Below are 1,393 nucleotides of genomic sequence, written 5' to 3' on the forward strand. Positions count from 1 at the left end.
AGGCTCTATAATATTTGGTGTTGGTGGATACAACCAACACCAATTTTTTACGCAAAAAAATGAGACATGTGACAAACTCTGGTAAAATGTAATCGCCAAACCACATTTCCCAAAGGAGTTGTGTCACATGTCTCACCAACATTCTATACGAAATCTACTCAATATAAAAGACAAAAATATCATCTTCGATGATGAAAATTTTTGTTCTATCGAAACAATCAAACACGTAAAAGCGAAAGTCTTTCATGGCACGTTAACGTATCAACCTAAAGCTTGTGATGCCTGTGGCCATGTCTTTGATGATCAAATCATTAAACACGGATTTAAAACGACCCTTATCAAAATGCCGAGTGTTTTCGGTTATCCTACGTATTTGAAGCTCCGTAAACAACGCTATTACTGTAAACATTGCCATTCCACTTTTACTTTACAAACCGACATTGTGGCTAAAAACTGTTGTATTTCCAACCATACCAAAGTATCGATTGCTTTAGACGCCAAAGATAAAATCTCCGAAAAAGATATTGCCTTGAAACATCATGTTTCTCATGCCACTGTCAGTCGTGTCATTGATAGCTTTTATAGCTACTATCAACCGAATGTTCATTACCTTCCAAAGCATTTGTGTTTTGACGAGTTTAAATCCGTTAAATCTGGAGCTGGAGCGATGTCCTTTATTTTCTGCAACGCTGAAACGGGAGAGATTGTGGATATCGTAGAGGATCGGAGATTGCATGTCCTCAAAGAGTATTTCTTGCGGTATTCCAAGAAGGCGAGAAACGCGGTAAAAACGATTGTCATCGACATGTATAGTCCTTATATTTCCTTAATTCACGAAGTGTTCCCTAAAGCGAAAATCATCATCGACAAATTCCATATCCTCCAACTATTTAGCAGAGCTTTAAATAAAACCCGCATCAACGTCATGAAGCGGGATAAAAAGAATTACAATAAGTTGAAAAAATACTGGAAACTCCTTCTGAAAGATCAAACAAAACTCGATTATAAAAACTATACATATCATCGCTGCTTTAAAAAACTCATGTGTGAGGTGGATATTCTACACTACATCATGAACCTAGATTCTGAATTAAAGGAGTCCTATGAGTTATACCAATACGTTCGACATTACATCAAAACAAAAGACTTTGAGCACTTGAAAAAAACCTTGAAGAATAAGTGGAACAGCGTTTCCAGCTATATGAGAACCGCCATCAAGACCATAAACAAATACATAAATTACGTGGAGAATACGTTGAAATATGATTATAACAACGGTATTTTAGAAGGGATTAATAACAAAATTAAGGTGATAAAGCGTATTTCTTTCGGCTATCGCTGTTTCCGACATTTTAAAACTCGGATTCTGATCACCCAAAATTTAATGACAATG

Annotated in this window: 1 protein-coding gene; it reads left to right on the forward strand. The window is 36.1% G+C overall.

What is annotated here, in order from left to right:
- Positions 1-127 precede the first annotated feature (127 nt).
- Positions 128-1,393 (forward strand): ISL3 family transposase (locus FKZ59_RS14335; protein WP_141603393.1); only part of this gene is annotated, 1,266 nt, incomplete at its 3' end.

The sequence above is a fragment of the Ureibacillus terrenus genome (assembly GCF_006569205.1).
Lineage (GTDB): Bacteria > Bacillota > Bacilli > Bacillales_A > Planococcaceae > Ureibacillus > Ureibacillus terrenus.